Source organism: Shewanella oneidensis MR-1 (genome assembly GCF_000146165.2).
Taxonomy (GTDB): domain Bacteria; phylum Pseudomonadota; class Gammaproteobacteria; order Enterobacterales; family Shewanellaceae; genus Shewanella; species Shewanella oneidensis.
In genome coordinates this window covers 3866872-3892645 of record NC_004347.2, presented here as the reverse complement: position 1 = coordinate 3892645, position 25774 = coordinate 3866872, and the positions used below count along the sequence as shown (strand labels likewise).

The following is a 25774-nucleotide window of genomic DNA, read 5'->3' as shown; positions in this document are numbered from 1 at the left end:
AACAAAGACCTGTGAAACCAAAATGCCAAGCAATCGCTTGGCATTTTTAGTTGTCCCTTTTAGGTGCAGATGCTTAGTTAACCAATGCTTATAGTGCTATTGGTTACGGAAATAATACGGTAACTGACACAGTAACCCACCTTTAAATTAAGCCACATTTATTTATATAGCGACTTATCCGTTGGATCGGGACGAGTTTTAAAGCGGCGGTGTAACCACATATATTGGGCGCGATTTCTATTAATAATCTCTTCAATAATCTTGTTACCGCGAATGGCATCGGCGACTTCATCTTCACCGGGGAAGTTATCCAAAGGCGGCATGATTTCAATTCGGTAGCCTGTATCTCCTTCGGTACGCTCAACAAAGAAGGGTAATACCTTGGCCTTACCTAACTTCGCCAGTGTGGTTGCGCCAGTAATCGTGGCGGCATCGGGCACTGCATAAAAGGGAATAAACACTGCACTTGAACGGCCAAAGTCTTGGTCAGCCGTATACCAAATCACATCGGGGTTACGTAAACAGCGCACCATCTGGCGTAGATCTCGTTTAGGCACTAAGGCTTTATTCGAGCGTAGACGACCTTTTACCTGCAGGTATTCCATCACGGGGTTATTGTGGGGGCGGTACACACCGACACCGGGTTGAAACTGACCAAAAATACGTGCGCCCATTTCGAGCGGTAGGCAGTGTACTGCAAACAGGATGACGCCATGACCAGCATTTAACGTGTCTTGAACGTACTCTTTGCCTGTTATCTGCATGTGCTGCTGGATCTTTTCATCGGACCACCACCAAGCATTGATGGTATCGAAGATCGCTTTGCCGGTTTCTTCAAAGTTGCGGGTGAGGAGCGCTTCCCGCTCTGTCTCTGGCATATCGGGAAAACAAAGGGCTAAATTACAGCGGGCGGTATGGGTGCGACTTGCTGCAAGCGCCTTGACTAATCGGCCCATGCCTTTACCTAATTTCATCTGCCAAGATAAAGGCAACACTTGGGTGATTCGCATCATGAACACCCCAAACCACATGGGCCAATGCTTCGGATGATATAAAGATGATGAAAACTCAGCTTTCTCGACCACAAAAATACTCGCTACTTTTGAAAATTACTGCTTATTCTAACTCATATTTTGCTGAAAATTAGGTACAATCACGGTTTAATTTCTGCAACTGATAAGAGCGCTATGAAGGTTTCTCTGCCAGCATTTGAAAAAGCCAAAGTGTTAGTCGTCGGCGATGTGATGTTAGATCGCTATTGGGTTGGACCTACGGGACGTATTTCCCCCGAGGCGCCAGTGCCTGTCGTAAAGATTAACCAAGTCGAGGACAGACCGGGCGGGGCGGCTAACGTGGCGCTGAATATCGCGACCTTAGGTGGCCAAGTACAATTGGCGGGCTTAGTGGGCGAGGATGATACGGCTAAAGCGTTAACACTTGGCGTACAAGCACTTGGGGTTGAGCCACAATGGTTGAATATTGCTGACAAACCCACCATTACCAAGCTTAGGGTGTTATCGCGCAATCAACAGCTTATTCGCCTCGACTTTGAAGAGTCCTTCGATAAGCAGGATAGCGCCCGCTTGCTTAAGCAGTCTGAGGCCTTACTCGATTCGGTCGATGTGGTGGTGCTGTCGGATTATGCGAAAGGCGCCATTGATAATCCTCGTGATTTTATCGCGCTTGCTCGTTCCAAAGGCGTAAAAGTGCTGGTTGACCCTAAGGGCTCGGATTTTAGCCGTTACCATGGCGCCTCACTCATTACACCAAACATGAGTGAATTTGAGGCTGTGGTTGGTGCGGTAACCTCTGAAGCTGACTTGCTCGAAAAGGCCCGCGGATTACTGAACAAGTACCAGTTCGATGCTATCTTAGTCACCCGCTCTGAAAAAGGTATGACTTTAGTGACAGCTAACGCGCCAGAGCTTCATATCCCAACGGTGGCCCGTGAGGTTTATGATGTAACAGGGGCTGGGGATACTGTGATTTCGGCCTTAGCAACCTCTTTGGCTGCGGGCGCTGAATTGGCGCAGGCCTGTGCGATTGCCAATACTGCCGCTGGCGTTGTGGTGGGTAAATTAGGGACTTCTACGGTTTCTCGTATTGAGCTGATTGAAGCGCTTGCGCTGCACCATGGTGAATCTGGCTTTGGGGTGGTGAGTGAAGATCAACTTGCCTATGCCCTAGAGCAAGCCAAATTACGTGGTGAGCGAGTGGTAATGACTAACGGTTGCTTCGACATTTTGCATGCTGGACATGTCAGTTACCTTAAACAAGCTAAAGCGCTTGGCGATCGGCTTATCGTGGCGGTCAATGATGATGCCTCAGTTAAACGCTTAAAAGGGGAAGGACGTCCAGTCAATCAAGTTGATAGACGTATGGCTGTTTTAGCAGGGCTCGCCTCTGTCGATTGGGTAGTGCCTTTTAGTGAGGATACACCTCAGCGGATCATCGCTAGATTACTCCCTGATCTGTTAGTTAAAGGTGGCGATTATAAGGTTGAGGATATTGCTGGCGGCGCTGAAGTGATTTCTGCGGGCGGGCAAGTTCAAGTGTTAGGATTCGAAGACGGTATTTCTACCACGGCCATTATCCAAAATATTATGGCAAAACAGTGAGTTTAATTGCACTGACCCTGATCTCAAGCCTAACTTGGGTGCCTGTTGCCGACAAGCAGGCATTAATTTGTCCTTTAACCCAATTGAGTCAGTGTCTTGCAGTGCTACCATCTGCTGTGCGTCAGCAGCTTCCTCGCAACGAAGCCCTGTTTAAAGCAGCCATAGGGCTTCGAAGCGCCATGGTATTACCCGTCGAGGATAGTCATTTCTCCGGTCTAATACTCGTCAATGAGCAAGAAACACCAGAGATCCAACTGGCCAATATTGATGGCATTACCTATCAATTAGCACTTAAAGAACAGACGCAATTAACCCTTTGGCATGAGTTAGGGCACCTTGAAAACTTGGCGTTGCAGGGGAGTTTATTACCTCAAGAATTAACGCCTTATCAGCATGAATGGTTAGCGGATCTGTATCTCGTCTGGCGCATTGTCAACGCCAAAGGTAATCTTGATTTAGCGTGGCAGCAGTATCACAGACGTAATCTGGCCGCATTAACAAGTTCGCGATATATGTCTCACTGGACTAGTCCGATGATGATACAAGTGTTGAATAAGTATCAAGCTGCGCAGATTGCGCAATTTGCTCAATATAGTGATTTTTTAGCCGATTTTTACCCCGAAATGGTGCAAATCGATCCACTGGTGTTACGAGAATATTCGAGTTTAATGCAACGCACTTTCGGTGATACAGTGCTGCAACCCCTGCCAAAATACCTGTTTTGGCGTAAACCCGAACTCGGGCGTTATTTAATGCCAACCCTCATATTGTTAATGGGGGAGCCAAAAGCACACGACTGGTTAGCACAACATTCTATGTTGTAAAAATGTAAATAAAACCAGTAAAACCCTCTGTTTAAAACTGAACCTTAGCTGAACAAAAGCGAAATACACTTGTTTCGCGTTCCTAAGCAGCAGTAATCCCTGAAAGGCTTTGGTAAGCTCTCCCCCACAAAAAGAACATGGGGAGACTTTACTATGGCTAAGCGCTCGCGAGTACAGACTGAGCAGACCATCAATCAGATTATGGATGAAGCGTTAAGACAAATTTTGACTATTGGCTTTGAGACTATGTCTTATACCACGTTATCTGAAGCAACGGGGATTAGCCGCACTGGTATTAGTCATCACTTTCCGCGTAAGAACGACTTTTTAATTCGCTTAGATAGCCGTATTGGCAATCTTTTTGTTGCGGCACTCAATTTCTCTAGCCAAGAAGCGTTAGAAGCCTCTTGGATGCAAGCGATGCAAGAAGAGCAATACCGTGCAGTGTTGAGATTATTCTTTAGTCTTTGTGGCGGCACCAATAATGAAATCACCCTCTTTAGGGCGGTAAGCACTGCTCGTCAGCAAGCCATTGCTGAACTAGGATTGGTTGGCGATCGTACCATCAACCACTTACTTGGCCGGACTGCGGTTATGTTGCTGTCGAATTTTGATGTTGCTAAAGCAGCATAATCAAAAATGAATCGCCATCAAAAGGAGCCTTTGGGCTCCTTTTTGTTTTTAAAAGCCTTACTGTTGGCTTTTAAGGGTTTAGTTGAGGAGCGAAGGGGAAGCAGTATCCGCTAGCTTTAGCTTTTGCTGGGTAAGGTAAACACCAATCGCCATAAAGGTAAGGGCGGCTGCAATGAGTGCGCAGAGTGCATGATGGAATACCAAATGACTGATTAAAAAGGCCGGAATATCCTCTAGGCTATCGATCAGGAACAGTTTTACGATAAGGCCGAGATACAGCAGCAGATGCAATATCGCCCCACTGATAAAAAGCCGTCTAAACTTTTTGACCAGTAGGTCCGCAAGATTAATGTGGTAAAAACGGCAAAAAAGATAACCCCCAACGCCGATACCAATCGATATCCAACCCAGCCCTAATAACGACGTTTTGATTAATATTGCCGACAGAATAAATAATCCAAGCAGCATCAAAGTATCCTTTCGATTGATTCAATTTTACCAGAAGCGATAACTTGCGTAGAGACTAGCGGAGCAGGCTTAAAAGTATGTGAAAACATAGCGCAATCAAGCCGCTAAAAAACAAAGGGAGCCAATGGCTCCCTTTATGATTTGTATCGAGCGATTAAGCTCACAAGCGTATTACAGCGCCTTTAAAATCGCTTCTACGCTGGCCTTAGCATCGCCGAACAACATTTGGGTATTGTCTTTGAAGAACAGAGGGTTTTGTACACCCGCATAACCCGTATTCATTGAGCGTTTAAAGCCAATGACGTTTTGTGCTTTCCATACTTCGAGTACTGGCATACCCGCAATTGGACTGCCCGGATCTTCCATCGCCGCAGGGTTAACCGTGTCGTTCGCGCCAATCACCAGCACGACATCGGTATCGCTAAAGTCTTCGTTGATTTCGTCCATTTCGAGCACGATATCGTAGGGAACTTTGGCTTCGGCCAATAGTACGTTCATATGGCCGGGTAAACGCCCCGCGACAGGGTGAATCCCAAAGCGCACTTTCACACCGCGATCACGCAGTTTTTGGGTGATTTCAGCGACAGGATATTGTGCCTGTGCCACCGCCATGCCATAGCCAGGGGTGATGATGACAGACGTTGCGTTTTTCAGCATGTCCGCCACATCTTCGGCGTTAGTCTCACGGTATTCACCCATTTCTTGATCGCTAGATGAGGCCACTCCATCGGTACCAAATCCGCCTGCAATCACCGAAATAAACGAGCGGTTCATTGCTTTACACATAATGTAAGACAAAATCGCACCAGACGAGCCTACCAACGCACCTGTCACGATCAGTAGATCGTTTGACAGCATAAAGCCTGCTGCTGCAGCTGCCCAACCTGAGTAAGAGTTCAGCATAGACACCACAACGGGCATATCTGCGCCACCGATAGAAGCCACTAAATGCCAGCCAAAGGCGAAGGCAATTAAGGTCATCAGCAGCAGCGCTGGCATAGTGCCGCCTGTTTGCACGAAATACACCAACAGGCCAAGCGATACTAATACCGCAATGAGGTTGAGTTTATGGCGATGTGGCAACATCAGCGGTTTAGAGGAAATTAATCCGCGTAATTTACCAAAAGCGACGATAGAACCAGTAAAGGTTACCGCGCCGATAAAGATCCCGAGGAAGACTTCCACTAAGTGAATGTTGAGCATCGCGCCAGTCATATGCGCACCCACACCCACTTGTGATACTTGTTCTGGGTGTAAGTCGATAAAGCTGTTAAAGCCAACTAACACCGCGGCCATACCCACAAAGCTGTGGAGCACCGCGACGAGCTCAGGCATTTCCGTCATTTCGACTTTCAGTGCTAAACGCACGCCGATGGCACCACCAATCACCATGGCGACAATAATCCAGGCGACACCGCTGGTGTCTGGATTAAAAATGGTCGCCAGTAGGGCGATGGCCATACCTGTGATACCAAATAAATTGCCGTGTTTGGCCGTTTCTTGTTTCGACAATCCAGCGAGACTGAAGATAAAGAGCACGGCGGCAATGATGTAAGCTGCTGTTACCAGTCCTTGAGACACGTTATACCCCCTTAATCCTTACGGAACATCTTCAGCATGCGCTGAGTGACGGTAAAACCGCCGAAGATGTTAATACTGGCGATCAGCACGGCGATAAACGCCAGCACAGTGACCAAGGTCGAGCCTTGACCAATTTGCAGTAAAGCGCCGACCACAATAATGCCTGAAATTGCGTTAGTCACTGACATTAAAGGCGTATGCAGAGAGTGGGACACGTTCCACACCACGTAATAGCCCACCACGCAGGACAGGATAAATACCGTAAAGTGAGATAAAAACTCGGCTGGCGCGACTGAGGCAACGGCGGCAAAACCTGCAGCGCCTAGGGCGGCGAGAATATACTTGAGTTTTGAAGGCGCTTTGGCTTGAGCGGCTTTTGCTTCGATTTTGACTGTCGGTTTTACTGGCGCTGCCGATACCGAAATCGGTGGTGGTGGGAAGGTGACTTGACCTTCTTTCACCACAGTCATATTGCGCATCACCACATCATCGAAGTTGATGCTGGCAGTGCCGTCTTTCTCTTTACACATTAACTTCATCAGGTTGACTAAGTTCGTGCCGTAAAGCTGAGACGATTGTGCGGGCAAGCGGCCAGGAAGATCGGTAAAGCCGATGACTTTTACGCCGTTATCGGTGACAAAGAGTTCGCCAGGCTGAGTGTACTCACAGTTTCCGCCCGCTTGTGCTGCCATATCGACAATCACAGAGCCGCTCTTCATGCTATCGACCATTGCCTTGGTGATAAGTTTAGGTGCAGGACGACCCGGGATCAGCGCGGTGGTAATGATGATATCGACTTCTTTGGCTTGCTCGGCAAATAGCGCCATTTCAGCAGCGATAAACTCATCAGACATGGTTTTAGCGTAACCGTCCGATGAGCTGCCATCTTCATTGGTGAAATCCAGCTTAAGGAACTGGCCACCCATGGATTCGATTTGCTCGGCTACTTCTAAGCGCGTGTCGAAGGCGCGAACGATAGCCCCTAAAGAACCTGCGGTACCAATGGCTGCAAGGCCAGCCACACCGGCACCAATCACTAGCACTTTGGCGGGAGGGACTTTACCTGCTGCGGTAATTTGCCCAGTAAAGAAACGGCCAAAGTGGTGCGCGGCTTCAACAACGGCGCGATAACCGCCGATATTGGCCATAGAAGAGAGAGCATCGAGGGATTGGGCACGGGAAATACGTGGCACCATGTCCATCGCCATCACATTGATGTTGCGTTTAGACAGTTTCTCGACCAACTCTGCATTTTGAGCGGGCCAGATAAAGCTGATTAAGGTCGCGCCTTCTTTAATTAGCGCAATTTCAGCATCGGTCGGTGCATTGACTTTAAAAATCAGATCCGCTTGCCAAACCTCTGTCGTGATCTTCGCGCCTGCGGCTTCAAAAGCGGCATCGTCGAAGCTAGACAGTAAGCCAGCATTGGCCTCAACAACAACTTCAAAGCCGAGCTTTTTAAGCTGTTCGACGGTGGCAGGGGTCGCGGCGACCCGAGTCTCACCGACGAGACTCTCTCTCGGTATTCCAATCTGCATGATTACTCCCTGGTGGTTTATATAATCGTTCCGCCTGAGTGCTTCCTCTGAGCTAAACCTAGGTAGGGCTAGGTCGCGTAAGAATGAACTCGTGTATTCAATATTGGCAGTTAGCGCATTCAATCTTGGTATGAAATTTGTGCATTAAAACAAACTTCTTAGCGAGCAACAAAGGTCACTGTACAGCAGGCTCCTCACCATTGTGGCAATACTTTGGTTTGACACAAGCGCATATTGCTCAAGCTAGTGGTTTCTGCACTGGTCGTATCAAAAAGTTTTAACCAGTGCACACTTTTGTAGCTTAATTTTTGCACTTTGTATATTCCAAAATGGAATTAAAAATCAAATATTATTCTTTTTTGCTTTTCTAAAACCACGTTACTCTGCTGGGCATTACACTGTCATAGGGCCGTTTCATGTTGTTAAAAGAACTTTCATCACTGGCTTCACCCCTGTCGCAATCACAGGTCGATAAGCTGAAACAACTCACCGCTGAATTAAATTCCGTGCAACTTGCTTGGGTGAGCGGCTATTTAGCTGCAACGGCCAATACGAGTGGGAGTGCTATCCAAGTCGCCGCATCCGTGACCGAGGCACAAGCAGCGCAAACGGTGACCATTCTCTATGGCAGTCAAACGGGCAATGGCCGTGGTATCGCCAAAGCCTTAGCCGAAAAGGCAAAGACACAGGGTTATAGCGTAAATTTAGCCTCCATGGGTGAATACAACGTGCGCCAGCTTAAGCAAGAAACCTTATTGTTGCTGGTGGTGAGTACCCATGGTGAAGGTGAAGCGCCGGATGATGCGATTGAATTACATAAGTTTTTAGCAACAAAGCGTGCGCCTCAATTAAACAATTTGCACTACTCGGTGTTGGCACTGGGCGATTCGAGCTATGAGTTTTTCTGCCAAACCGGTAAAGACTTTGATGCGCGGCTTTCAGCATTAGGTGCTAAAGCCTTATTGCCGTTGGTTGAGTGTGATGTGGACTATGAGGCTGCGGCCGGACAGTGGCACGCCGATGTTCTAACGGCGGTTAAGCCACTGATCCAAACAACGGCTAACGTGGTGGCGTTGAATGAAATTAATTCAACTTCGGCGCAAGTTGCCAGCGAGAGCGAATTTACTAAGCAAAACCCTTACCGTGCCGAAGTGTTGGTGAGCCAAAAGATCACCGGGCGTGATTCAGACAGAGATGTGCGCCATGTTGAAATTGATTTAGGTGAGTCAGGCTTACACTATGAGGTCGGTGATGCTCTGGGTGTGTGGTTCAGCAATAGCGAAATCTTAGTCGGCGAAATTTTAGCGGGCCTAGGGTTAGCGGCCGATGCAAAAGTGACTGTCGGCAGTGAGTCAATCAGCCTCAAACAAGCCTTAATCGACAAGAAAGAGCTGACGCAGTTGTATCCTGGTTTAGTCAAAGCTTGGGCCGAGTTGTCAGCGAGCAGTGAGCTTCTCGCCCTGAGTGAGGATAAAGAACAGCTGCGCCAGTTTATTCTAAATCATCAATTTGTTGATTTAGTGACTAACTACAAGTTACCTGCTGAGGCAAATTTGGATGCGAATAAACTGCTTGAACTATTACGCCCGTTAACGCCCAGACTCTATTCTATTGCCTCTAGCCAGACCGAAGTCGATACCGAAGTGCATTTAACCGTGGCCTTGGTGGAAGATGAACATCAAGGGCAAACGCGTTTTGGCGGTGCTTCTCATTTCTTAGCCTCGGCGCAGGAAGGCGCTGAAGTAAAAGTGTATGTTGAACCGAACAAGCATTTCCGTTTACCTGAAAACCCTGATACGCCCGTCATCATGATTGGCCCTGGCACAGGGGTTGCCCCATTCCGCGCCTTTATGCAGGAGCGTGTGGCACAGGGTGCGAAGGGCGATAGTTGGTTATTCTTCGGCAACCCGCATTTTGAGCAGGACTTCCTGTATCAAACCGAGTGGCAACAGTATCTGAAAAACGGCGATTTAACCCGTATCGATGTGGCATTTTCGCGGGATCAAGCCCATAAGATTTACGTGCAGCACCGCATCAAAGAGCAGGGGCAAGCCCTGTGGCAATGGCTGCAAAACGGCGCGCATCTTTATATTTGTGGTGATGCCGAGCGTATGGCTAAAGACGTACACCAAGCCTTACTAGCGGTTGCGGTGGAGTTTGGCGGACTGTCGAGCGAGGCGGCAGAAGAATACTTCGAGACCTTACGCAGTCATAAACGTTACCAAAAAGACGTGTACTAATTAGTCAATCCCAAAGATTAGAGAGCAGTATCCACAGAGATACTGCCGCCGAACGAATTTGAAGAGGCAGTTGCCATGAGTGAGCAAAAGTTAGCATTAAACGAATACTTAAAGACCGACAGTGATTATCTGCGTGGCACCATTAAAGAGGGATTAGATTCCTCGGTAACGGGCAGTTTTAGCGATGGCGATCAGCAATTGATCAAATTCCATGGTTTTTATCAGCAGGATGACCGCGATTTACGTAACGAGCGTAAAGAGCAAAAACTCGAGCCTTTATATAGCTTTATGTTGCGTGCCCGCGTGCCTGGTGGCGTGTGTACCCCTAAGCAATGGTTAGGCGTAGATGAAATTGCCTCGACGCTCACCAGCTCTAACAGTATTCGTTTAACAACGCGTCAGACATTCCAATACCACGGCATTCCAAAGCGTAACCTCAAGACCATTATTCAAGGCTTGGACCGTGAGGCGCTCGATTCGATCGCCGCCTGTGGTGACGTTAACCGTAACGTGATGTGTAACCCCAATCCGGTGGAATCTAAGCTGCATGCACAGGCCTATGAAGTGGCGAAAAAGCTTTCTGATCATCTGCTGCCGCACACTCGTGCTTACGCCGAGATTTGGTTAGATGAGGAGAAGTTACTGACCACAGAAGATGAAACTGTAGAACCTGTATACGGCAAAACCTACTTACCACGTAAGTTTAAAATGGCCGTTGCCGTACCGCCGGATAACGATGTTGATGTATACACTAACGATTTAGGCTTTATTGCCGTGGCTGAAAATGGCGAATTAGTCGGTTTTAACCTAACCGCCGGTGGCGGTATGGGCTCGACCCACGGTGAGGTAGAAACCTTCCCGCGCTTGGCCGATGACTTTGGTTTTATCAAAACCGAAGATGTGATGAAGTTTGCCGAAGCTGTGATGACAGTGCAACGTGACTGGGGTAATCGCACTAACCGTAAGCGTTCACGCCTGAAATACACCATCGTTGACCATGGCTATGAGAAGTTTAAGGCCGAAGTGGAAGTCCGTGCCGGAGTTAAATTTGAACCTAAGCGCGATGTAGTGATTGGCGATCGCGGCGATCGTTACGGCTGGGTCGAAGGCGTAGATGGTAAATGGCATTTAACCCTGTTTATCGAAAGCGGCCGTATTAAAGATATGCCTGGCAAAAGTTTGCAAACCGGCATGCGTGAAATCGCTAAGATCCACAAGGGTGATTTCCGTATGACCTCAAACCAGAATATGATTATCGCGGGTGTGGCGCCTGAGGATAAAGCGACTATCGAAGGGCTTGCCCGTAAACGCGGTTTACTCGGCCAAGTGCTGACTCAAACCCGTGGTCATTCGATTGCCTGTGTGGCCTTACCAACCTGTCCATTGGCGATGGCAGAAGCTGAGCGTTATTTCCCTGAATTTATTGACCATATTGATGCGCTGCAGGCAAAGAATGGCATTAGCGATCAAGCCATTGTGGTGCGAATGACCGGTTGTCCAAATGGTTGCGCCCGCCCATTTGCCGCCGAAATCGGTCTTGTGGGTAAGGCGCCGGGTCGCTACAACCTGTACTTAGGCGCGAACTTTGAAGGCACTCGCCTGAATAAGATGTATAGAGAGAATATCCAAGAGGCTGAGATTCTAGCTGAATTGGATGCATTATTTGCCCGCTACGCGATTGAGCGAAATGCAGGTGAAACCTTTGGTAACTTCACTGTCCGCGTGGGCGTGGTGAAGGCGGTTATTGATGCCGCTAAGGATTTTCATGGTTGATCTTAACGCTGAACAGACTGGCTCTAGTGTCTCGAGCGTGTTGCCGAGTGTGGTGAGCAGTAGCGAACTTAAGGCGCTGCTAACGGCGCCTAAGAGCGTTCAGCAAGCAGAACTTGAACGCATTAATCGTTTCTTAGCCGGATTAACGGCTCAAGAGCGAGTGCTCTGGGGCTTGGCCTATTTGCCCGGTAATCACGCGCTGTCATCCAGTTTTGGGATCCAAGCGGCGGTGATGCTGCATATGGTGAGTCAGGTGCAATCGGATATTCCGGTGATCTTAACGGATACTGGCTATTTATTTCCCGAGACGTATCAGTTTATTGACCAGTTGACCGAGCGATTATCCTTAAATCTTAAGGTTTACCAAGCACCTATTACCTCGGCATGGCAGGAGGCGCGCTTTGGCCAATTGTGGGAACAAGGGGTAGAGGGTCTTGAACGTTATAATCGGCTGAATAAGGTGGAGCCAATGCAGCGCGCCTTGGCCGAGCTTGAAGTCGGAACTTGGTTTGCTGGACTACGCCGCAGCCAGTCGAGCACTCGCGAAGAGTTACCGATATTGGCTATCCATGGTTCTCGCTTCAAGTTGCTGCCGATTATCGAATGGTCGAACAAAGATGTGCATCTGTATCTGACGCAATTTGACTTGCCTTATCATCCTTTATGGGAGCAAGGTTATGTTTCTGTTGGGGATACTCATTCGAGCAAACCCTTAGAATTAGGTATGACAGAGGAAGAAACGCGCTTTAATGGCTTAAAACGTGAGTGCGGTTTGCATTACGAAATATAGCCAATTGTTTGATTCTATAGAAAAATGCCACAGTATTTCCTGTGGCATTTTTTATGTTATGTTCCGACTATTGCTTTTTGCTTATTTTTAAAGTGGTTTAGCCATTAGAATATTTTGCCTGTCATTGTGGCGTCATCAAAATGAGATAAAGTTTATTTTCATATGGTTAGCTAATGTGACTTTGTGATAGTCAAAAAAATTGTACATTTTTACTCACAGAGTTATGCACATTAGAATGTTCTGAGCTATATTTCAAAGTTCCCGTAGATGGTTTTGAGGGAGTTTACTGCGCAGATACGGATTAGTCGGTATTTTGCCAAGTTAAGTTGTTGAATATCGCTATTTATGGGCTTAGTTTGCTGTGTAGCGATATAACGAAACTGAAAACAGTAGATATTCCAAAAGACCTTGCTCGTAGCCGCGAGTATCCAGCAGTTTGATTGACTTGCTAGCGCTTGTTAATCAGTCATTTTCACCTCGGTCAGCTGTGGTCAAGGCTGCCGAGGTTGAGCCAAATTTGTGACATCATTAATTTATCTCCCTAAATCAATTCAGCTCGGTTTTTTGCGGTTTATGACTTACTATCATCGGCTTACACTTTGCTATTCTACTGTAAGCAAAAAATCTCTTAGACTAACAGTCAGTTTGGATGGCGTGATTGATGAGGATAATTAAATGACCGCCCCTTTGTATGCCATGCGCGATCATGTCAATCGTCCCCAAGTTAATCTTCCACCTCCAAAGCCTAAGATGCGTGGTGTAAAGCGTGTATTTACTTGGTTAGCCAAATTGGTTTTGGGCTTATTTTTCGCCTCTATTTTAAGTGTTGTGCTACTTCGCTTTATTGATCCTCCTATGTGGAGTTGGCGAATAGAGCGTGCGTTGTTTCCGCCTGCACCGATTACTGAGGTTAGGCATCAATGGCGCTCGCTTGAGCAAATCTCCCCTGAGCTGCAATTAGCCGTGATTGCCGCAGAAGATCAAAAGTTTGCTGGTCACAGTGGTTTTGATTTAGATGCGATTAGTTCGGCAATCGAATACAATCAAAAAGGTAAAAAGGTTCGTGGAGCCAGTACCTTAAGCCAGCAAGCAGCAAAAAACCTCTTTATGTGGTCGAGCCGTAGTTTTATCCGTAAGGGAATCGAAGCTTGGTTTACCCTGTTAATGGAATTGATTTGGGATAAGGCGCGCATTCTCGAGGTGTATCTCAACATCGTGGAATTTGGTCCGGGGATATATGGCGCTGAAGCTGCATCTAAACATTATTTTGGCAAGAGTGCAGCTAAATTAACCCGCTATGAAGCCTCATTACTTGCTGCAGCTTTACCTAATCCTTGGCGTTATAAAGTCTCACCCCCTTCTTCTTATGTTGAGCAACGCTCAGCATGGATCCGCAAGCAAATGCGTCAACTAGGTGAGGTGACGCTCAAAAAAGTCAACGAGGCACAATGAACTGACGATTGTGATTTTGTTGTTAAATTGTAATTATGGTCTTTCTGATTAGTTGGATGAGCTTAGGTGTTTGGATTAACCAAGGAATAAATGATGTTTGAGTTTAATTTTGAGCGAGATATGGCTTCACTGCGTGAAGAATATGCTAAAGATGCAAAAATCAATATTCAACACGTCTGGCAGAATGAAACCGCAGCTGTCATTGCTAAAGCACTTGCTACTGAAGTCAGTTTTGATAATGCAATGTTTGTTGAAAATAAACCAATGAGAATTTCGGACCAACAAATACGCCAATTACCTGTTGAAGCTCAGAAAGATTTACAACAAAAAATATTACAAAATGCTGCCAATGGAATTGGTTTTTTATATGGAAGTCATCTTGTGGGGGGCTTAGATGGAAAGCCGTCACCGGAGTTACTCACATCGCTACATCGTTTTATTAACAGCCCTGACATGTTTAAATTTATTCAATCCATTACAGGTATTGAAGGCATTTGTTATGCCTCGCTGCAGGCGAGTCGTTATATTCAGGGGAATTTCTTAACAAGACATAATGATGTTGTGGAAAGTGAGGGTCGTAAAGTTGCTTTTGTTTTTGGCTTTACACCAGAATGGCATCCTGATTGGGGTGGTCTGCTGCAGTTTTATACTCCTAAAGGCGTGCTGACTGATACTTGGGTGCCAACATTTAATAATTTGGCATTATTCGATGTTCACCATCCTCACTCTGTTTCATTTGTCGCGCCGTTTGCAAAGCGCCCACGCTTTTCCGTAACAGGATGGTTTCGAACGATTGCACCTAGTAAATAGGAAGCTTCTGACACATGCCACGATTAGCGTCTAAGACGTTTTAATGTTAGATTATCGCGGATTTTTGCAAATTAATGAGTTCTTATTCGCTATTAGTTATTTCTTAGCTGATCCATTCTCAAGATTAGTTGTAATAAGCTTTTGATTTTGCAATGTTGATGTAATAAGGAATGACAATAGGTCAGTATTTAAATGCCGAAGGTAAGTGCTTTCGGTATTATTTTTGTCACTTTGACGGTAATTAAATGGAGTTTTAAATGAAAAAGATAGTTATTGCTGCGGCAATTATTGCAGCGGGGGCGGGTGCTTATTGGTACACTCAACACGGAAGTAGCTCGAGTGCTTCAGCCAATCCTTTGCTAGATTATATTCCAGCCGATACCCCTGTGTTTACTGGCCAGTTAAAGCCGTTCCCACTGAAAAACTACCTGCAATCCATTTCTGGCAATTACCAGCAATACTCAACTGATTCCTTAGCTCAGTTAGGCGATTTAGATAGCCCAATGGCTAAGTTTTTTGTGAGTATTTACAAGCAATATATGGATGGAATGAAAGATCCTACCGCATTGCTTAAGACTTTCGGTTTACCGAATGAGATCAAGCCTTATTTCTATACATTAGGTGTAGTACCTGTATTTAAAACCGATATTAGTCAAATTGATGCATTTTGGGCCGTATTGGATAAAGCCGAGCAAGAAAGTGGTTATACCCACGAAAAGCGTACTTTAGCAGGGATTGACTACCGTGCTTATTCGTTTGCCGAAGAAGGCTCTACTGATAAAGCTGACCTTTTATTTGCCCATAAAGATGGCATTTTAACGGTCACATTCTCGGCTTCCTCTATCGAGCCTGAAGTATTGGAAATGGCTTTAGGATTGAAGAAACCAACCCAATCTTTAGCCGCTTCTGGCATGTTGCAAGAGATCATTAAAACCCATGGTTTTATGGAAGATAGCATCAGCTTTATCAACCACGTTGAGATTGTTAAAGCGATAACCTCTCCAGATGGCAATATGTTAGCTAAACAGCTCACTAAGTTCATGGCAGAAGAAAGCCAAGGTGAAGATCCGTTAGCGGAAATCCGCACTCCAGAATGTCGTACTGAGTTAACCGCGATTGCAGCTAACTGGCCGCGCACAGTGGGTGGCTTAACTGCATTTACGTCGACCGAAAAAGAAAGCCATATGGCAGCTTCTTTTGTGGTTGAAAGCAAAAACCAGGCAATCTTAACCGCGTTACAAAAAATGCGCGGCTACATTCCTACCCACTTAGCAGACATTAACAGCACTATCTTCTCTATGGGGTTGGGGATTGACGTTAATGAAGTTGCGCCTTCACTGACGGCGATTTGGGATGATCTGCAAAAGCCACAGTTAACCTGTGCGCCGCTTGCCGAGTTACAAGCTGAATTAAGCCAACAAAGCCCAGCGATGTTGGGTATGTTTACCGGCATGGCTAATGGCGTTAAAGGTGTGAGTCTGTCATTGCTCGATTATAAGATGAGCTCGCAGGATCAAGAGCCAAAGCTTGAAAGCTTAGATGCTTTGGTGAGTTTAAGCGCTGATAATCCTTCAATGTTATTGAATATGGTCAAACCGTTTGCGCCAATGCTGGCTGAGTTGCAAGTAGCGGATAATGGTGAGCCTACCGATTTATCGCCACTATTAATGTTGCCGCCAGAACTTAATATCAAACCGATGTTGGCGATTAAGGGACAACATTTAGTGGTTTACGCGGGTGAGAAAGGTTTAGCGTTAGCCAATAAACTGGCGAGCGAAAAACCATCGGCAAATGGTCTTTACAGCATGTCAGCGGACTACGGTAAGATGTTTACCCCAGTATTGACCTTGTTAGAAATGACTGGCGAGCCCGTCCCTGAAGAGCTGCAAGCGTTGAAAGACTATAACATGCGCGTGCAAATGAGCTTTGATGTAAACAAGCAAGGCTTAGTTTTGGGCTCGGTGATGAATTCAAAGGCAAGCGATAAAAAATAAGCTTTTAAATCCAACGCATTTCAAAGCCAGCAAATCGCTGGCTTTTTGCTAGGGTGTGTTGACGTTTCTGCTGCGTTATCGTCTTTTTATGTAGAATAACCACATTGTACAGACGTTGCTTTGCATAAATATCAGTCAAGTTGCTGTAAAAATAACCATAAAACGTCAGTGCGCCCTAATGAGATTGGGCTAATTTGGTTTGTGGACTAATAGATGGATCTAAGGCTTTGGGTTTAGCGGTTTTTACTAAGCTTACGAGTCCTTGCCATTCGAGATCATTATTTTGCGGCAGCCATATATCGGGTTCTGTGCCTTTTCCTGAAAGCAGTTCGCCTGTAGCATCATAGGCCAGTGAGCTGCTAAAACGAACCTCTAAGTCACTATTGGGCAAAGTGAATTGGTATTGTTTAGCAAAATCCCCTGAGGTTTTTTCGCCGATAAGATTCACTCTTGACCAAGTTTTAGTCCGGTAGGCGATCCACTCGCATTCTTGTTTACATAATGGGCTGACAAGTAACGCAAGGTGGTTATTGCCCTCGGCGATGACTTCAGGTTTGGTACGTACAAACCAAGGACTAAATCGGCTCTCATCGATAGTTGGCAGTCGCCGTGTTAAGGCGTTAAGTCGGGGCGAGCTGAGTTCGAGTACATCTAGAGGCTTAAAATTCAACGGTTTTAAATAATCATTCCTAAGCTCTGGTGAGCGTCGATAATGGGCAAATCCCATGATTTTTTCGACTGTTGAATGAGATCGTGTGCCTAGCTGTGGCATGTCCTGATAACGCGAAAGCATGGTCAATAATTTAGGGCTAAATCCCTTTGCTTGCCTCAGATCGACAATTAGTAATGGCTGCTCCATACCTTTACGTAAGGCTTCCTGCTGCATTTTATCGAGTTCAAAAACATAGAGATCATTTATTTTGAGTCGAGCCGTTGTTGGGTTTATCTGTTCCAATAAATAGCCTGGTTTTGTGGGCGCTGTAGGGGCCAATTCATCGAGTTGAGTTAGCAGGTTTTCGAGGCTGAGTTCTGTTTCGTCCTCAAGGGGTTGAACTATGGTTTTCGATGCTTGTGATAGGGCGATAGTGACTTGTGTTGTCTGTAAATTATCATTTATTAAACTGATGAGTACGTAAGGTTTGATATTTAAGCCTAAATCTTCCCGCAATAGATTGAGTCGCTTAAGCCAAATAAGCTGCATTTCTTGGCTATTTTTTGCGGGCTCAGAGAGATAAGCTTGGCTGGCAGAAATCCATTTACTTAAAGGAATGCCATCGATATGGGTAACAAAGGGATACTCCGAGCTAATGGGATTATTTTTGCTATCTAAGGCGAGCCATTGCTCATTAACGGGTCTGAGGCTGAAGGGGAGTTCCCCACGACTATTATCTACTTTAGCGACTTGAGTCCCAGGATCTTTTAGGGTATTGAGTAGTTTGGTAAGTTCAGCAGCGAATCGTTCTTTAGGAACAAGATCTTGATATTGCTCTGTCATCAGCCCAGCAAGTCTTTTTAGTTGTCTGTCATTGAGTTGTGGATTCAATGCATAAAATGCGGAGTGTTGCTCAATTTGGTTTAGCAGGATAAAGAGATCTTGACGAATATCCTTTGTCGTTAAAGTAGGCTGCTCTTTTTCAGGAATAGCGAAAAACGCGAGCTTGATAAGGCTCGCGCAAATAATGATGCTAAGCAATGTGACTACAGTACGATAGCTAAAACTCATATTCCTCCATGACGACCTTTACGGCTAAAAGGTGTGCGACTATCGATGTAAATGCCTCTGTTGGCAATCAAAATCATCATTAGGTCCCTTTTATTTGCTCGCTGCTGAGCAATTTACCAGCAGTTTTGCCGCGTCAGCATAGAATTATGGCTATTTTTTGTGCCGTGTCACGTCCTAGAGAATATCGTTAAGTGAAACCCCAATTCCAATTCGCTGATTATGGTGATTATGGTGATTATGGTGATTATGGTGATTATGGTGATTATGGTGATTATGGTGATTATGGTGATTATGGTGATTGTAGTCGATAAGACTTTCACCATATCCATTAATGTATTGAGTATAAAGGCGTAAATTACCTACGATGGGGTAGCTCCAAGTGAGTTCCGCCGAGCCGCAGTCAATATCTTTAAAGTTGGTTTTTACGTTCAGAGTGAATCTATGAGCATCAATCCCATAAACACCGACAGATTCGGCATGACCGATATAGTCATCAATATTAGGGTTATCATTGCCACGGGGCTGGTGAATATTGGTTTTTTCATCCTCAGGGATACGCCACCACGCTTTAGTTGAAAACGCCAATGGACCAGCATCAAAGATCATCGTGCCATAAAGGCGGTTCCAACTACGGGATAATAAACCCGCTTTACCATTGGACTGGTGGACAGCGCCAAATCCCCAAAAAGAGTTTGTTATCCCGCCGATTTTCCAATCGTTATTGAAGAGCATAAAGATTTCAGGTTCGTGATTGGTTTCGCGAAAGGGCGAGGAAATTTCTTGGTTGTATACCTGCCAATAGGATTGATTGGTATAGGCAAAAAAATAGGTGGTCATTATCGCCGACGATATTGTACCAAATATGAAACTTGAAGCTTATCTGAAAATTAGCCTCCATTTCATCTAGTGCATAATTACTTCCAGCAGCCTCCCCTGCATAGGGGCCATATTCGGGTTGGGGTTATAGGTGACGGGTAAAATCTAATTGACTTTATGCGGCGTAATCACAAATGGGTGTTCGGAAGTCGCCAGTTCATCCTTAACACGATCTTTGATTAAAGATCCCTCTGCCTGTAACCCAGTACAAGTTAGCAGTCCGATTAATGCAATACCTTGATAAAATGGGGACATCGACTCTCCTTGATGTGTCTGTTTGCTTTACGCTTTATATTTTTTGTATCCAGCTTAACATTCGTTTATGAATTCATGCAGAAGAAATCCCCCAATCGTTCTCGATAAAGACTGTGATTGCATGGTGATCTCTCGCTGATGACCCGCTTCAGTAGAATTTTTAGCAATAACTTAGTGTTGTTATGTGAGCTGACGGATGTTTGGATTGTCAGATTATTTGCCCTTGTTAATATATTTTCTTTAAATTTCATTATATTAAAAATTTTTTGCACTTGTAGTTTTTCTATCGTCCTCAATAATCATTCAGCAGTAGGTTGCAATCCTTTTTGATATTTCTTTTTGATATAACAATTAATGATTTTATATTTATTATGGAATATAACAGGCGCTATATTGCTACACATTGAACTCATTTCGGGGAATGTGATGGAAATTTTATCGTTACCGGGCCAAAGCGCGAAGGGTAAAGTCTGGCTGGTTGGCGCGGGTCCCGGAGATGTTGAGCTATTAACTCTCAAGGCATGGCGTATCCTAAAGTCTGCCGATGCGGTGTTGTATGATGCGCTCGTCAGTCAAGATATTCTCGATCTAATCCCCAAAGATGCTGAAAAAATTGCTGTCGGTAAGCGCGCTGGCAAGCATAGTGCGGCGCAAGACGACATAAATCAGTTACTGGTGACTAAAGCCTATACCCGTAAAAATGTCGTGCGCTTAAAGGGGGGCGATCCCTTTATTTTTGGTCGCGGCGGTGAAGAGCTACAAACCTTGGTTGATGCGGGCGTTGAATTTGAAGTGGTACCCGGTATCACCGCCGCCAGTGGCACAGCGGCTTATACAGGCATTCCATTAACGCATCGGGATTATGCTCAAGGAGTGACGTTTATTACTGGCCATTGTCAGTTAGAAAGCCGTCCAATGGATTGGCAGGGTTATGCTAATCCAAACAATACTTTGGTCGTATATATGGGAATTTTGAACGCGGGCGTGATCCGAGCTGGATTAATCAACGCAGGTCGTAGCCCACAAACACCAGTGGCAATTGTTTCGAAGGCGACTACTCAGTCGCAGCAACGTTTTATTGGGCAATTAGATTCACTCGAACAACTCGCGGCCGATCCCAAGTTGCAGATGCCCGCCTTAATGATCATTGGTGAAGTGGTGGGGTTGTCTGAAACCTTAAATTGGTTTCAACCTAAGGCCGAAGGCTCGCAGTCGCTTGAAGCGTTAAATGCTCCCAAAGTCGCAGTAAAAATTTAGTTACATTAGATAGTGTTATATAAATAGTTAAGCTAACCCCGCTGCCAGTCGCAGCACATATTAGGTAAACGGAGAAGAGTATGGCCGGGCGTGAATTAAGCCACTTACAACAATTGGAAGCCGAAAGCATTCAGATCATTCGCGAAGTCGCTGCCGAATTCGACAATCCAGTTATGTTGTATTCCATCGGAAAAGATTCTTCGGTGATGTTACACCTTGCGCGTAAAGCCTTTTATCCGGGCAAGATCCCTTTCCCCTTGTTGCATGTGGATACGGGCTGGAAATTCAAAGAGATGATCGCCTTTCGTGATGCGCAGGCCAAAAAATTCGGCTTTGAATTATTAACTCACACCAATCCTGAGGGTGTTGCGCAGGGGATAAATCCCTTTGATCACGGCAGTGCAAAACACACTGACATCATGAAAACTCAAGGCTTAAAGCAAGCATTAAACCAATATGGTTTCGATGCCGCTTTTGGTGGCGCTCGCCGCGATGAAGAAAAATCCCGCGCGAAGGAACGGGTGTATTCTTTCCGCGATCGCCACCACAGATGGGACCCTAAAAATCAACGTCCTGAATTATGGCGTACCTATAACGGGGCAGTGAATAAGGGGGAAAGCATTCGTGTCTTCCCGTTATCGAATTGGACCGAACTCGATATTTGGCAATATATCTATCAAGAAAACATTGAGTTAGTGCCCCTGTATTTTGCAGCTGAGCGCCCTGTGGTTGAACGTGCTGGTCAGTTAATTATGGCTGACGACGAGCGCATGAAGCTCGAGGAAGGCGAAGCGATTAAGTATGAGGTGGTGCGTTTTAGAACCTTAGGCTGTTATCCATTAACGGCGGCAATGCATTCCCAGGCGGATAATCTCGAAAAAATCATCGAAGAAATGCTGTTAACCCGTTCGAGTGAACGTCAAGGTCGGTTAATTGACTCGGACCAGAGTGCGTCGATGGAGCAAAAGAAACGCCAAGGTTATTTCTAAACGCCAAGGTAATTGCTTCAGATTAAGCCGAAAGCGTATTCCTACGACAGATAAAATCGATTTCGCGAATGCCTTTATGCAGGTTTTATATCAAGCAATAAAGCGCGTGATACCGCTAGTTTCGCGAATAGGTTAGCCAGATAAGAGTGAGATTAAGATGGATAAAGCAGTCAGTAAAACCAATCGCATGGCGGCTGAAATCAGCCAGCACGGAGTTAAAGAATATCTCGCCCAGCAGCAACATAAAGGTTTGCTGCGCTTTTTAACCTGCGGCAGCGTTGACGATGGTAAGAGCACCTTGATAGGTCGTTTGCTGCATGACAGCGCGCAGATCTATGAAGATCAATTAGCCAGCTTAAAAAATGATAGCGCTAAGATGGGGACAACGGGCGAAGCAATCGACTTAGCCTTGCTGGTGGATGGCTTGCAAGCTGAGCGTGAGCAGGGCATCACTATCGATGTGGCTTACCGTTATTTTTCAAGCGATAAGCGTAAGTTTATTATTGCCGACACCCCCGGCCATGAACAGTACACCCGTAATATGGCGACTGGCGCTTCGACCTGCGATCTTGCGGTGATTTTAGTTGATGCGCGTTATGGCGTACAAACGCAAACCAAGCGTCATGCTTTTATTGCTTCATTGCTGGGGATCCGTCACTTTGTTGTGGCGATCAACAAAATGGACTTACTTGGGTTTGATGAGCAGGTATTCAACCGTATCCGTAATGATTTTAGTGAGTTCGTTAAAGGCTTTGGTGAGCTAGATATTCATTTTGTACCCTTATCTGCGCTAAATGGCGACAACGTGGTCGAGCCAAGTTTACATACCCCTTGGTATCAGGGCGGTACGCTACTGGAATTGTTAGAAACCATTGATACCCAACGTGAACTCAGCGCCTTACCGGCTCGATTCCCTGTGCAATACGTGTCGCGTCCTAACCTCGATTTTCGCGGTTTTGCGGGTACTTTAGCTTCCGGTGTTATCAAGGTGGGTGACCAAGTAGTGGCACTGCCCTCGGGTAAACGCAGTAAAGTTGAACGTATCGTCACCTTCGATGGTGATTTACCTGAGGTCACGGCGGGGCAAGCCGTCACTATTACCTTGGAAGATGAAATCGATATTTCCCGTGGTGATTTACTGGCACTTCCTGACAGTGCGCCACAGGTTGCCAATCAAATCATTGCCGATTTGGTGTGGATGGATGAAAAGCCATTACAACTCGGTCAGTTATATGACATCAAGGTTGCGGGTAAAAAGACTCAAGCCTCGGTCACGGCTATCGACTATGTGGTTGATGTAAATACGCTTGCACGTAGCAGTGCCGCGAGTGTTGAGGGCGAAGGTTTAGGGCTAAATGCGATTGCTCGCGTCACCTTAGAGCTGACAGAAGACATTGTCTTCGATGCTTATTCATTAGTGCGTGATACCGGCGGTATGATCCTGATAGACCGTTTATCCAATGCAACAGTAGCAGCGGTAATGGTGGTGTCAGGTCAACATGTTAGCAAGCAAGTATCATCACCATTTAGTGCCTTTGAGCTGGAGTTTAATGCCCTAGTGCGTAAACACTTTCCGCACTGGCAAGCGATTGATATTTCAAAGCTTGGAGCCTAATTTGTGACTTGTGACTTGTGACTTGTGACTTGTGACTATTGGCGATAGTGTTGTTTGGGTTGTTGGCTGGCTTAATTGCTGGCCGCATAAACCCTGCGGTGTTGTTTTTATTTGCTTTTTTACTTTGTTACCTCTTAGGGATGGTAACGCTCGACACGGCACTCACTAGCTTTACCAATACCGGGCTAGTCACATTAGTGTTATTGGTGCTCGCGGCGACGGCACTGGAAAAGACCTCATTGCTGGGGAAGTTAAGCCAAGTGATTGGCAATAATTCCCTCGCGGTGACGATGGCAATACGGGGTTTTCTAGGGCGCTGCTGTCATCTTTTACCAATAACACTACGGTTGTGGCATCTTTGATTGGGGTTGTGCGCCGTAATCAGGCCCATGTGCCCGCTAAGTTATTACTGCCACTTAATTATGCGACGATTCTTGGGGGAACCCTTTGTGATTTTTATGGTGCCTATCATCTTTCCGTTTTAACGATATTTTTGCCTTTGGCCGCAAGTTTACAAAGGTTTGAGGAGTTTTTATGAGCAATATTGTGTGGCATCAACATAGTGTCGACCAAGCAGCCAGAGCCAGACTTAAAGGGCAGAATCCAGTTTTGCTGTGGTTTACTGGGCTTTCTGGCGCAGGTAAGTCGACCCTCGCAGGTGCGCTTGAGCGAGCATTATTTGAAGCGGGTTTTCACACCTATCTGCTTGATGGCGATAATGTCCGTCATGGTCTATGTAAGGATTTGGGTTTTAGCGTGGCCGATAGGGATGAGAACCTGCGCCGCGTTGGCGAGGTAGCAAAGCTTATGGTCGATGCAGGCCTAGTGGTGTTATCAGCCTTTATCTCCCCCACCCGTGAGGAGCGCGATAGCATACGGGCAAGATTCCCTGAGGGACAATTTATTGAAGTGCACGTATCAACACCACTCAGCGTGTGTGAACTGCGCGATCCTAAAGGGTTATATGTTAAAGCACGCAAGGGCGAAATTGCGCATTTTACAGGGATTTCATCGCCCTATGAGGCACCTCTCTCGGCTGAGTTAACTATTGATACCAGCAAAGGGGATTTAGCTTCTCAAGTACATGCTTTGATTGATTATTTAACCGCAATCGACGTTATTAGTTCAAATCGACTCGCATCACTGGCATAAAGTCTGTCCATAACAGCCTTGTTATTCAATCTTAAAATCCTTGGAAAACAAGGCTTGAAGGGCTTTAAGGTATTCTTCATCCTGTTTAGGAAGCACAAGTTGCGCCAGTTCATCCCCAATGGGTGTTAATCGATAGTAGCTAAAGAGCAGATTACCGCTTTTTGGGGTGAGCCTCATTTGAATCCCGGGCATAGTGAGTTGAATCGGGGTTTTATTATTGAGTAAGCCGGTTTCAAATTCGCTGCTGTGGAGGATCCCCGCATCGACTAGCGTGAGAATACTGGAGTAGGGTAGACCAAACTGAGAGAGGCCTAAGGTGATGCTGGTATGTTTGCGAAAATATTGACCAAGTCCGCCAGTGAGTCGATAGCCACTGATGAGTTTTAGGCGTTGTTCATTATTCACCTTGGCTGCCATGCCCAGTGCTTTCTCAAGGATTTGCGCTTCTCTGTGGGTTAATTGCTTAAGTAGCGCTAAGGTGCGCAGGCTAAAGTTACCCGGGTTGATGATTTCACTGGAGAGAATGCGTGCCCATAGGTCTTGCATTCTTCGATTATGGATTTGTTCTGCCATCAGAAAAAATTGATGGCTCCAGTCGGGATCGAGATCCACTCCCGTCATATCGGAAGAGGTATAACTCAAGGCGAGGGCGAATATGGTTTCGACATTGGCCTGATACTGGCTGGCAAGTTTACGTTCTCGGTGCTGGGCACGTTCGGCAATGGAGGCGTTGGCTGGACGATATTCTTCTTCACTGGCAAGCCCGAGTTGACGCCCGAGCAAAAGTGCCTTTTTACGGGCAGAGACCTCGGCTGCGGGAGCTGCTTCATCCGCAAGCATTAAAATATCTGAATCTTTCATGCCTTAACCCTGTATTGCTTGTCTGTCTATTTAGGTTGCGTAGCACTTTCGGAAGAAAGCTCGCTTCGCGAAGTGTGTCTAGCTTAGTCGATTGTTATCTTTAAGTCTCCGAATTGGTTTGCTTTTATTCGTTCCGCCTAGACTATGGCTGGAATTGCTGGTTTTGTAACATTTTGATCTCCACACTGTGGATTTTTATTTTTGTGAGCAAGCTAGAATTACCGTATATCGAGTTGATATTTGGCGCTAAGCCCGTGATCTATTTCATGTAAATAGATGACTAAATCACCTAGTATGCAATATCGTAATAGGCAGTTTGCTTTTT

Annotated in this window: 19 protein-coding genes and 2 pseudogenes; 14 read left to right on the top strand and 7 right to left on the bottom strand. The window is 46.0% G+C overall.

Going from position 1 to position 25774, the window contains the following annotated elements; all coding sequences use genetic code 11:
• Positions 1-158: 158 nt before the first annotated feature.
• A complete protein-coding gene (locus tag SO_RS17445) occupies positions 159-1085 on the bottom strand; it encodes an LpxL/LpxP family Kdo(2)-lipid IV(A) lauroyl/palmitoleoyl acyltransferase (protein WP_011073528.1) in 927 nt (308 codons plus the stop codon).
• Between the two features lie 102 nt (positions 1086-1187).
• On the opposite strand from SO_RS17445, the gene hldE reads away from it, so the two are divergent.
• From hldE to SO_RS17430, 3 genes are all read left to right on the top strand, one after another.
• Positions 1188-2618 (top strand): bifunctional D-glycero-beta-D-manno-heptose-7-phosphate kinase/D-glycero-beta-D-manno-heptose 1-phosphate adenylyltransferase HldE, encoded by a 1431-nt coding sequence (hldE, locus tag SO_RS17440; RefSeq protein WP_011073527.1) that lies wholly within the window; start codon positions 1188-1190, stop codon positions 2616-2618.
• Positions 2615-3442, top strand: a complete 828-nt coding sequence (locus tag SO_RS17435; protein ID WP_011073526.1) for a hypothetical protein — start codon at positions 2615-2617, stop codon at positions 3440-3442. Before hldE ends, SO_RS17435 begins: the two co-directional genes overlap by 4 nt.
• A gap of 153 nt (positions 3443-3595) precedes the next feature.
• Complete coding sequence (locus SO_RS17430; protein WP_011073525.1) at positions 3596-4075, top strand: TetR family transcriptional regulator; 480 nt, start codon at positions 3596-3598, stop codon at positions 4073-4075.
• Positions 4076-4153: 78 nt separating this feature from the next.
• Here SO_RS17430 and SO_RS17425 read toward each other — a convergent pair whose 3' ends face one another.
• The 3 genes from SO_RS17425 to SO_RS17415 form a co-directional block, all read right to left on the bottom strand.
• Complete coding sequence (locus SO_RS17425) at positions 4154-4543, bottom strand: hypothetical protein (RefSeq protein WP_011073524.1); 390 nt, start codon at positions 4541-4543, stop codon at positions 4154-4156.
• A gap of 171 nt (positions 4544-4714) precedes the next feature.
• Positions 4715-6124: a Re/Si-specific NAD(P)(+) transhydrogenase subunit beta gene (pntB, locus tag SO_RS17420; RefSeq protein WP_011073523.1), complete on the bottom strand. Its 1410-nt coding sequence runs from the start codon at positions 6122-6124 to the stop codon at positions 4715-4717.
• Between the two features lie 11 nt (positions 6125-6135).
• Positions 6136-7662 (bottom strand): Re/Si-specific NAD(P)(+) transhydrogenase subunit alpha, encoded by a 1527-nt coding sequence (locus SO_RS17415; RefSeq protein WP_011073522.1) that lies wholly within the window; start codon positions 7660-7662, stop codon positions 6136-6138.
• A 416-nt stretch (positions 7663-8078) separates the two neighbouring features.
• Between SO_RS17415 and SO_RS17410 the strand changes: the two genes are divergently transcribed.
• The 6 genes from SO_RS17410 to SO_RS17385 all read left to right on the top strand — a co-directional run bounded on the left by SO_RS17410 (position 8079) and on the right by SO_RS17385 (position 16721).
• On the top strand, positions 8079-9902 hold the full coding sequence (locus tag SO_RS17410) for an assimilatory sulfite reductase (NADPH) flavoprotein subunit (RefSeq protein ID WP_011073521.1): 1824 nt from the start codon (positions 8079-8081) through the stop codon (positions 9900-9902).
• A 75-nt stretch (positions 9903-9977) separates the two neighbouring features.
• Positions 9978-11675 carry an assimilatory sulfite reductase (NADPH) hemoprotein subunit gene (gene cysI, locus SO_RS17405; RefSeq protein ID WP_011073520.1) on the top strand — a complete coding sequence of 566 codons (1698 nt, stop codon included), beginning with the start codon at positions 9978-9980 and terminating at the stop codon, positions 11673-11675.
• Positions 11668-12465, top strand: coding sequence for a phosphoadenylyl-sulfate reductase (locus tag SO_RS17400; RefSeq protein WP_011073519.1), 798 nt, complete (start codon positions 11668-11670; stop codon positions 12463-12465). Before cysI ends, SO_RS17400 begins: the two co-directional genes overlap by 8 nt.
• Positions 12466-13140: 675 nt before the next feature.
• A complete protein-coding gene (gene mtgA / locus SO_RS17395) occupies positions 13141-13917 on the top strand; it encodes a monofunctional biosynthetic peptidoglycan transglycosylase (RefSeq protein ID WP_011073518.1) in 777 nt (258 codons plus the stop codon).
• A gap of 93 nt (positions 13918-14010) precedes the next feature.
• A complete protein-coding gene (locus tag SO_RS17390) occupies positions 14011-14727 on the top strand; it encodes a 2OG-Fe(II) oxygenase family protein (protein WP_011073517.1) in 717 nt (238 codons plus the stop codon).
• Positions 14728-14984: 257 nt separating this feature from the next.
• Positions 14985-16721 (top strand): hypothetical protein, encoded by a 1737-nt coding sequence (locus tag SO_RS17385; protein ID WP_011073516.1) that lies wholly within the window; start codon positions 14985-14987, stop codon positions 16719-16721.
• 175 nt (positions 16722-16896) lie between these two features.
• On the opposite strand, the gene SO_RS17380 is transcribed toward SO_RS17385, so the two are convergent.
• Both SO_RS17380 and SO_RS17375 read right to left on the bottom strand, forming a co-directional pair.
• Complete coding sequence (locus tag SO_RS17380) at positions 16897-18444, bottom strand: S41 family peptidase (RefSeq protein ID WP_011073515.1); 1548 nt, start codon at positions 18442-18444, stop codon at positions 16897-16899.
• A gap of 174 nt (positions 18445-18618) precedes the next feature.
• Positions 18619-19575 (bottom strand): annotated as a pseudogene (locus SO_RS17375) (phospholipase A).
• 426 nt (positions 19576-20001) lie between these two features.
• Here SO_RS17375 and cobA point away from each other — a divergent pair.
• The 5 genes and pseudogenes from cobA (at position 20002) to cysC (ending at position 24588) form a co-directional block, all read left to right on the top strand.
• Positions 20002-20832: a uroporphyrinogen-III C-methyltransferase gene (cobA, locus tag SO_RS17370; protein WP_011073514.1), complete on the top strand. Its 831-nt coding sequence runs from the start codon at positions 20002-20004 to the stop codon at positions 20830-20832.
• Between the two features lie 80 nt (positions 20833-20912).
• Positions 20913-21821 (top strand): sulfate adenylyltransferase subunit CysD, encoded by a 909-nt coding sequence (cysD, locus tag SO_RS17365; RefSeq protein WP_011073513.1) that lies wholly within the window; start codon positions 20913-20915, stop codon positions 21819-21821.
• Between the two features lie 157 nt (positions 21822-21978).
• The gene (gene cysN, locus SO_RS17360; RefSeq protein ID WP_011073512.1) at positions 21979-23436 is read left to right on the top strand and encodes a sulfate adenylyltransferase subunit CysN; all 1458 of its coding nucleotides are present in this window, start codon (positions 21979-21981) and stop codon (positions 23434-23436) included.
• A 38-nt stretch (positions 23437-23474) separates the two neighbouring features.
• Positions 23475-23884: pseudogene (locus SO_RS17355) on the top strand (SLC13 family permease); the annotation flags it as partial.
• Between the two features lie 86 nt (positions 23885-23970).
• The gene (cysC, locus tag SO_RS17350) at positions 23971-24588 is read left to right on the top strand and encodes an adenylyl-sulfate kinase (RefSeq protein ID WP_011073511.1); all 618 of its coding nucleotides are present in this window, start codon (positions 23971-23973) and stop codon (positions 24586-24588) included.
• Positions 24589-24609: 21 nt separating this feature from the next.
• Here cysC and SO_RS17345 read toward each other — a convergent pair whose 3' ends face one another.
• Complete coding sequence (locus tag SO_RS17345; protein WP_011073510.1) at positions 24610-25449, bottom strand: TIGR03899 family protein; 840 nt, start codon at positions 25447-25449, stop codon at positions 24610-24612.
• Positions 25450-25774: the final 325 nt, after the last annotated feature.

Bases quoted from the DNA above. Each gene is read 5' to 3' on its own strand.
- cobA (WP_011073514.1), top strand. From the start codon at position 20,002: ATGGAAATTTTATCGTTACCGGGCCAAAGCGCGAAGGGTAAAGTCTGG.
- SO_RS17425 (WP_011073524.1), bottom strand. From the start codon at position 4,543: ATGCTGCTTGGATTATTTATTCTGTCGGCAATATTAATCAAAACGTCG.
- SO_RS17400 (WP_011073519.1), top strand. From the start codon at position 11,668: ATGGTTGATCTTAACGCTGAACAGACTGGCTCTAGTGTCTCGAGCGTG.
- SO_RS17410 (WP_011073521.1), top strand. From the start codon at position 8,079: ATGTTGTTAAAAGAACTTTCATCACTGGCTTCACCCCTGTCGCAATCA.
- hldE (WP_011073527.1), top strand. From the start codon at position 1,188: ATGAAGGTTTCTCTGCCAGCATTTGAAAAAGCCAAAGTGTTAGTCGTC.
- cysN (WP_011073512.1), top strand. From the start codon at position 21,979: ATGGATAAAGCAGTCAGTAAAACCAATCGCATGGCGGCTGAAATCAGC.
- cysC (WP_011073511.1), top strand. From the start codon at position 23,971: ATGAGCAATATTGTGTGGCATCAACATAGTGTCGACCAAGCAGCCAGA.
- cysD (WP_011073513.1), top strand. From the start codon at position 20,913: ATGGCCGGGCGTGAATTAAGCCACTTACAACAATTGGAAGCCGAAAGC.
- SO_RS17385 (WP_011073516.1), top strand. From the start codon at position 14,985: ATGAAAAAGATAGTTATTGCTGCGGCAATTATTGCAGCGGGGGCGGGT.
- mtgA (WP_011073518.1), top strand. From the start codon at position 13,141: ATGACCGCCCCTTTGTATGCCATGCGCGATCATGTCAATCGTCCCCAA.
- SO_RS17415 (WP_011073522.1), bottom strand. From the start codon at position 7,662: ATGCAGATTGGAATACCGAGAGAGAGTCTCGTCGGTGAGACTCGGGTC.
- SO_RS17390 (WP_011073517.1), top strand. From the start codon at position 14,011: ATGTTTGAGTTTAATTTTGAGCGAGATATGGCTTCACTGCGTGAAGAA.
- SO_RS17345 (WP_011073510.1), bottom strand. From the start codon at position 25,449: ATGAAAGATTCAGATATTTTAATGCTTGCGGATGAAGCAGCTCCCGCA.
- SO_RS17380 (WP_011073515.1), bottom strand. From the start codon at position 18,444: ATGAGTTTTAGCTATCGTACTGTAGTCACATTGCTTAGCATCATTATT.
- SO_RS17430 (WP_011073525.1), top strand. From the start codon at position 3,596: ATGGCTAAGCGCTCGCGAGTACAGACTGAGCAGACCATCAATCAGATT.
- cysI (WP_011073520.1), top strand. From the start codon at position 9,978: ATGAGTGAGCAAAAGTTAGCATTAAACGAATACTTAAAGACCGACAGT.